This is a genomic window from Megasphaera stantonii (assembly GCF_025567065.1).
GTDB classification, from domain to species: domain Bacteria; phylum Bacillota; class Negativicutes; order Veillonellales; family Megasphaeraceae; genus Megasphaera; species Megasphaera stantonii.
Map to the genome: position 1 here is coordinate 1 of NZ_JAOQKD010000039.1, position 6,223 is coordinate 6,223.

Below are 6,223 nucleotides of genomic sequence, written 5' to 3' on the forward strand. Positions count from 1 at the left end.
GTAAAAAAAATTCATTGATAATCTAAGCCCCCTGTATATATAATGGGGATATAGGGAATAAATCTATTGATAATCTAAGCCCCCTGTATATATAATGGGGATATAGGGAATAAATCTATTGATAATCTAAGCCCCCTGTATATATAATGGACATGAGGTAAAAAAAATGTATTGATAATCTAAGCCCCCTTATAGGGCGTGAGAGGTAAAAAGATGACTAAAAATTATCAGGAATGCTATGAATATTTGAGTGAACAGTTTTCGGAAGTGGATGGCTATGCGTTTTATAAAGAGATTTTTCCCGATAATGAAGTTTCTGGGGTAAAGTGCCAGGATTTCTCTCATCCCAGTGCTGTCTATTTATACCGTGACAAAGAGCAGCGAATCCGGCAACGGAAGATGTATAGCGATACTTGGGAGCAAGACTATGTAAAATTGGTAGAAAAGAACAATTTTACTTTGTGTAGTGGTCTTGTATACCGGCGAAATAGGAACCGGCTTGAGAATGCGCAGCGGATGAATGCGCTTATTTTTGATCTGGACGGCGTTGGTCTTGGAGAGTTGCGAAATCTTTTTCTTCGGTTTGGTGGTGATCCAGCGAGGGTACGACGGCTTCCGATGCCTACTTTTCTAGTTTTATCGGGTACAGGATTGCACATTTACTATGTGTTTCAGCAGCCGATAGACCTGTATCCAAACATAAAAATTCAGATGAAAAGCTTGAAATATGACCTTACTTTCCGGATGTGGGAATATAAAGGTACGTCGCAGATGGAAGCGATTCAGTATCAATCCATTAATCAAACCTTTCGTATGGTAGGGAGTATCAATGAGAAGTATGATACTCCACTGGTAGCATTTCGTATTGGGAAGCAGGTAACTTTAGAATATTTGAATGCCTACGCGAAGCCGGAAAACCGGGTAGATCTCAATCGGCCTTTTAGGCCGTCGAAAATGACGCGAGCCGAAGCGAAAGAAGCCTATCCGGAATGGTATGAACGGGTGGTGGTAAATGGCGATAAACGTCGGAAACAGTGGGATATAGCTGGAAAAGTGCATGGTGATGATCCTCATGCGCTATATCACTGGTGGTTGCGGCGCATTGGTGAGATAAAAGGCGGACACCGGTATTTCTTTCTCATGTGTATGGCTATTTACGCTTATAAATGCGGTGTGTCCAAGAAGCAGCTCTGCCAGGATATGCAGGAAGCTTTTGAGGATTTGCAGATGGTAAAGCATGAAAATGTGCTGACCGAGGACGATGTAAAAAGTGCATTGGAGGCCTACGATAAAGAATATTTTAATTTTACTATTGCAGATATAGAGGCACTGACTGATGTACGGATTGAACGAAACAAGCGGAATGGACGTAAGCAGGATTTGCATTTGAGGTTAGCTCGGGGACAGCTTGCTATTTTGAAACAAGCAGGAGAAAAATCACAAGGGCGTCCTGTTGGAAGTGGAACGGCTCAAGCTAAAGTGCTTGAGTGGCGACGCCAAAACCCAGATGGGCGAAAAATAGACTGTCGTCGCGATACTGGGCTTGACCCAAAGACAATTCGGAAATGGTGGTCGGGAGAGTAAAATTATGATTTGAGCGATTTTACTGTATGTGGTGGTATCATCGTATGGTATAATAATGAACATAAATATGTTTGTGCTCGTTTGCATGGTAAAAATACGATAAAATACAGGATTTTTTGTAAAGGTAGTACAAATGTAAACTATCTAGTCAACGCGTTTACGGGTGGTAGATGATATGATTACGATACCAAATTTAATGAGCCGGTATAATATAAAAAGCAGGCAAGGCATAGTGCAATGGGTCAAAAGACATCTCGACGAAATTAATGCTGACGGAGTCCACGCTAGTATAGTCAAAGGTGAATGGATGTTTGACCGAAAAGCAGTGGAAATCATGGATAAACTACGTGGTTTTGGCGACACCGTTGTTCTGCAGGATCTGGAAAATGAAAAATTGGCAGCGGCTATGCACGAATGCAACCAATATAAACTGTTGGTGATGCAAAAACAGGAAGAAATTTCCCAGTTGCAGCAGCAAATCATCGCTATGCAGGGGAAAATGATGGAAATACAGCCTAAATACAAATTGGCAGAGCATACGGCTCGGGAACTGCAACAACGAAATCAGCAGCTGGGAACAGAGCTGGATGCCTTGAAGGAAAAGAATGAAGGTATAATCCGGGAGCTGCAAGTGGAAAAAGAAAAGAATGACCGGCTGCGTAACCGGTCATTTTGGGCCCGGCTGATGAATCGGGTAGAATAAACAAAGGAACAACCGTAAACAGGTTGTTCCTTTGTTTATTTTGATTCATTATTCACGTTATTATGGACCTGATTCCAGCGTTTAAGCCCATCTTTAGGGAACGAAGCCTCATTTTTTTTGAAGAGAATCCACCAGTGCGACCAAGGAGCATAGGATAGACAAATATTTGCATCATTGCCAGTATCAGCATTTTTTGGAAAATGTGCGAAAAGTAATTGATCCGCTTGTTGTAGAAAACGGAAAAATTGTGCGTTTACTCTAGGATCGGCGATAAGATCGGCGGCGGAAATGCCGGTTTTTTGAAGAATTTCGTTTCCGATCGTGTGGAGGATGACCTGTTTTTCGATTTGTTGCCGGATGACCTGCTCCGAATTTTCTTTTTTCAAAAGGTCATCGATGTTGATCTGCAACGCATTGAATAGCTCGGCCCCATATTTGATTAACAGATGGGTTCGGGCTTTTCTTTCTTTTGCGGAGGCTCTTCTTTTTAGTCTGGCAGCTTCGGCCCGTAGGGCTTTTATACGCTCTTCTTTTTCGGCAATTTGTTCGGTAAGCGTTTTTCGGACTCTTTTTTTTGTCTTTTCTTCGCTCATATTATGTTCTCCTCTCGATAAGCACTGGTACGGTTTTATTGTGTCATTTCTAATTATAATACTTACAAAATCGTGAGAATAGAGTAAAATAAAAAACAAGGAATGCGCACTTAGGCATTTCTTTTGAAATGCGTGCGCCCTACGGGGTTATAAGGAGTTTATAAAATGAAATGGAGGAATCGCCATGGCCATATATTCTGTGAATGTTTCTACGCCGTCCGCCGGCGCCGGCGCCAAAAGCGACTATATTCAGCGGGAAGGCAAGTATGAGGGAAAAAAAGAAGAATTACTTTGCTCGGAAAGTGGAAACTTGCCGTCCTGGGCGACCTCAGCTCATGATTTTTGGCATCAGGATGAAGTCAGCGAGCGGGGAACGCAATACCGGGAAATCCGTATGGCCCTGCCCAATGAGCTATCCATGGAAGAGCAGTGCGAGGTGATACGGGATTTTTGCCGTGAAAATTTGGAAAACCATGCCTATACCTGGGCATTACATACCAATGAAGGCCGAATTTCCGGTAAGCCGAACCCCCATGTGCACATTATATTTTGTGAGCGTGAAATCGATCGGCAGCGGGAAGAACCGTCACGAGAGGAATATTTCCGCCGCCCACGCCATAAAGATGGCCAAACGAACGGGGGATACGGCAAGAGCCGCCAGATTACAGGGAAAAATCGCCGTAAATGGCTCTGTGAGGTCCGAGAGTCCGCTGAAAGGGTAATTAATACCGCTTTGGAAAAAGCAGGGCGAGAAGAGCGAATTTCGTGCAAATCTCTGGAGGATCAAGGAATAGACAGAGTGCCGACACGACATGTCGGCGCAAAATCCGTTTCGATGTACCGCAAAGGGTTCGTCACGAAAGCTATGGAATCGTATCAGCATATCCGTACTGTAAATACGGAGCTGGAAAATCTGGAAAAGGAAAAACGGGAGCTGGAAACTATCCGTGCCATGATGGCCGAACCCATTATTGTTACTGCAAAAGACCTCAAACAAGCTATTTACAAGCGTGAGGCCGCATACAAGGCTGAAAAAGACCGCCTTAAAACGATGGCAGCCGATTCGAAAAATCCAGTTCCCAATGTCCATCGACGGATCAGTAACTGCACATTAGCTGCAAATAAACTGTATGGATTGCGGCTGCAGCTGATGAAACACGTTTCAGATAGTCATATTTGCTCTAGGCACCATGGCGTTGATGAGGCTCCATATACAAGTGGAGCTGAAACCAAACCCATGGCCCATGAGAGAGAAGCTGTGAAAGAAAAAATGATAGATCGGCTGATTGCGCAAGGACTGAAATCCGGTAAAGGACGATTCGCTGCTTGGTGGGAAGATAGAGAGGATGACCGGTCGAAGGATCAGGTAACACGTGCTGAAGCTGAGATGTACAAAGGCTGGAATCTTTAAAAGGAAAAAACAAGGGTAGATGTAGGTAAAAGCCCTTATTATAATAATAAGAAGAAGATAACCGACGAAACCGCATTAATCCTCAATTCATTCCGTCAAAACCCGCGTATCAAAAAGTCAACTCTAATGTTTTACAGCGTCAAATTTATACGTATTTTGACGTTATAAACGTTACATAAGTATAGATATTTGCATTTAAAAAGATACTATGATACAATTATAACGTCAAAATATTTTTATTTTTGGTGTTATAAAAGGCGAAATTTATTATTATTTGTAATAATAGAGGTAGGGGTGAAAGGCATTATGAAGCGTAGAAAAGTGCCAAAATACAAAGAAAATCCATTCATAAAAGATGTTGCTGAGCATACTCAAATAGGCTACAAGAAAATAGCTTCAAAAGACAATAGCGCACTAGTGGTAATGAACAAAGAAACTGGAGAATTACAAGGAGCTGCAGGAATATGGTATAAGGAAGAAGTAGAACGAAACCAATTTGTCAAGCTCTATTCCGATGGTGTTGCAGCAATTCTAGGTCTTAAAAGCCCAGGAAAAAAAGTATTTAGACTTGTATATAACCAACTTTACGGCGTGGAAGGCAAAAATAAAACAGAAATCATATTAAATTACGATATGCTGTCCGAAGATGAACAGAAGCTACTATCACGAAGTACTTTTGAACGAGGAATATCTGAACTCATAAAAGCTAATTTTATCGCTGAGACATACGTTGCTACCTACTATTTTATAAATCCAAGCTACATTTTCAATGGCAACAGAATAGCCATTGTCAAAGAATATATCTTGAAAAGAAAACCAGTTCTAATAGAAGATTAGCCATCAAGGGCGGCGGTTAATCCCAAAGCGCCTATCCAAAATCAGACGGATTGGTGTTTCATCGCCGCAGGCCGCAAACATCTAATATTACACATATTCCCTCAATTCCCAACCATGCCAGGCATTGCCTGGCATCTTTAATATGGGGCTAATGCCCCATGTTAGCGCCCCCTCATGGGGGCTGTCCCGTAGGGACTGGGGGTGGTTTGCCTTTTCGGCGTCGGCCGAAGCTGTACTCGCCTGATGGTGTGGGTGTTTCAGGGGCTACCCGCCGTCCTTGGTAGCTTATTTTGGGTATGCTATAATAAAAAACGCCTCCCAGAAAGGAGGTGATTTCGTGGGAGACCTAATTCTTCTTCTCTTCGGTTCTGTGGTGCTTCCGTTCATTGTAAATTGCGCATCTACGTTCTTTATGAACTGGCTGCGTAATCGCAAGAATTAAAACCACAAAAGGAAAGCCCAGCAGCTGGCACTGCTGGGCTTTCTGATTTCGTAGGGAAATCAATTCTTCTTCATCTTAGCTCCATTATATGCTAGATTATGCAGACGGTCAAGATAGGGGCTAACCGCCGTTCTTAGTAGACTCTTTGGAGTGCTGTAAAAAGCAAAGATAGGCCACGGAGTTGCCGCTCCGTGGCCTATCTTTGCTTCCTGACGAAGCATTTCATCAACATGCTGTACCGTAATTATATAGCGAAAAATTTGAACAGGTCAAGGTGAGGAAATACATGATTCTAGCTGAAATCAAAGCTTGGATCACAAGCAGCGGCTGCATTTCGTATGCCGCCTTGTGCAAATATGCTAAAGCTGAGCGGCCAGATTGGGTGCCAGTAATTCGAAGGAAGACGATTTACATATTAAAACTGCTTCAAATATCCCGTCGGAGGCGTGCTAAAAAGAAAACCCCGCAGTAGCGGGGCTTTCTGATTTCACGGAGGAAATCATTTTCTTCGTTCTGCGGAGATGCTATCATGTTTCTTTCCAAGAAGCAAGAAAGGTAAAAAAAATTCATTGATAATCTAAGCCCCCTGTATATATAATGGGGATATAGGGAATAAATCTATTGATAATCTAAGCCCCCTGTATATATAATGG

6 protein-coding genes are annotated in these 6,223 nt (G+C 42.6%); 5 read left to right on the top strand and 1 reads right to left on the bottom strand.

The features are described from left to right. The first annotated feature begins 213 nt into the window (after positions 1-213). Both OCV58_RS11980 and OCV58_RS11985 read left to right on the top strand, forming a co-directional pair. Positions 214-1,584: a hypothetical protein gene (locus tag OCV58_RS11980; RefSeq protein WP_154877983.1), complete on the top strand. Its 1,371-nt coding sequence runs from the start codon at positions 214-216 to the stop codon at positions 1,582-1,584. Positions 1,585-1,759: 175 nt separating this feature from the next. Then, a complete protein-coding gene (locus OCV58_RS11985) occupies positions 1,760-2,287 on the top strand; it encodes a kinesin (protein WP_154877984.1) in 528 nt (175 codons plus the stop codon). Between the two features lie 35 nt (positions 2,288-2,322). Here OCV58_RS11985 and OCV58_RS11990 read toward each other — a convergent pair whose 3' ends face one another. Continuing rightward, positions 2,323-2,880 carry a hypothetical protein gene (locus OCV58_RS11990; RefSeq protein WP_154877985.1) on the bottom strand — a complete coding sequence of 186 codons (558 nt, stop codon included), beginning with the start codon at positions 2,878-2,880 and terminating at the stop codon, positions 2,323-2,325. A gap of 184 nt (positions 2,881-3,064) precedes the next feature. Here OCV58_RS11990 and OCV58_RS11995 point away from each other — a divergent pair, with 184 nt between their 5' ends. The 3 genes from OCV58_RS11995 (at position 3,065) to OCV58_RS12255 (ending at position 6,042) form a co-directional block, all read left to right on the top strand. Further along, the gene (locus OCV58_RS11995) at positions 3,065-4,291 is read left to right on the top strand and encodes a MobA/MobL family protein (protein ID WP_154877986.1); all 1,227 of its coding nucleotides are present in this window, start codon (positions 3,065-3,067) and stop codon (positions 4,289-4,291) included. A gap of 306 nt (positions 4,292-4,597) precedes the next feature. Next, positions 4,598-5,128 (top strand): replication protein, encoded by a 531-nt coding sequence (locus tag OCV58_RS12000; protein ID WP_154877987.1) that lies wholly within the window; start codon positions 4,598-4,600, stop codon positions 5,126-5,128. Between the two features lie 728 nt (positions 5,129-5,856). Continuing rightward, positions 5,857-6,042 carry a hypothetical protein gene (locus tag OCV58_RS12255; protein ID WP_394802439.1) on the top strand — a complete coding sequence of 62 codons (186 nt, stop codon included), beginning with the start codon at positions 5,857-5,859 and terminating at the stop codon, positions 6,040-6,042. Positions 6,043-6,223 lie beyond the last annotated feature (181 nt).

Excerpts from the sequence above, each read along its gene's own strand:
- OCV58_RS11985 (WP_154877984.1), top strand. The coding sequence starts at position 1,760 with ATGATTACGATACCAAATTTAATGAGCCGGTATAATATAAAAAGCAGG.
- OCV58_RS12000 (WP_154877987.1), top strand. The coding sequence starts at position 4,598 with ATGAAGCGTAGAAAAGTGCCAAAATACAAAGAAAATCCATTCATAAAA.
- OCV58_RS11990 (WP_154877985.1), bottom strand. The coding sequence starts at position 2,880 with ATGAGCGAAGAAAAGACAAAAAAAAGAGTCCGAAAAACGCTTACCGAA.
- OCV58_RS11980 (WP_154877983.1), top strand. The coding sequence starts at position 214 with ATGACTAAAAATTATCAGGAATGCTATGAATATTTGAGTGAACAGTTT.
- OCV58_RS11995 (WP_154877986.1), top strand. The coding sequence starts at position 3,065 with ATGGCCATATATTCTGTGAATGTTTCTACGCCGTCCGCCGGCGCCGGC.
- OCV58_RS12255 (WP_394802439.1), top strand. The coding sequence starts at position 5,857 with ATGATTCTAGCTGAAATCAAAGCTTGGATCACAAGCAGCGGCTGCATT.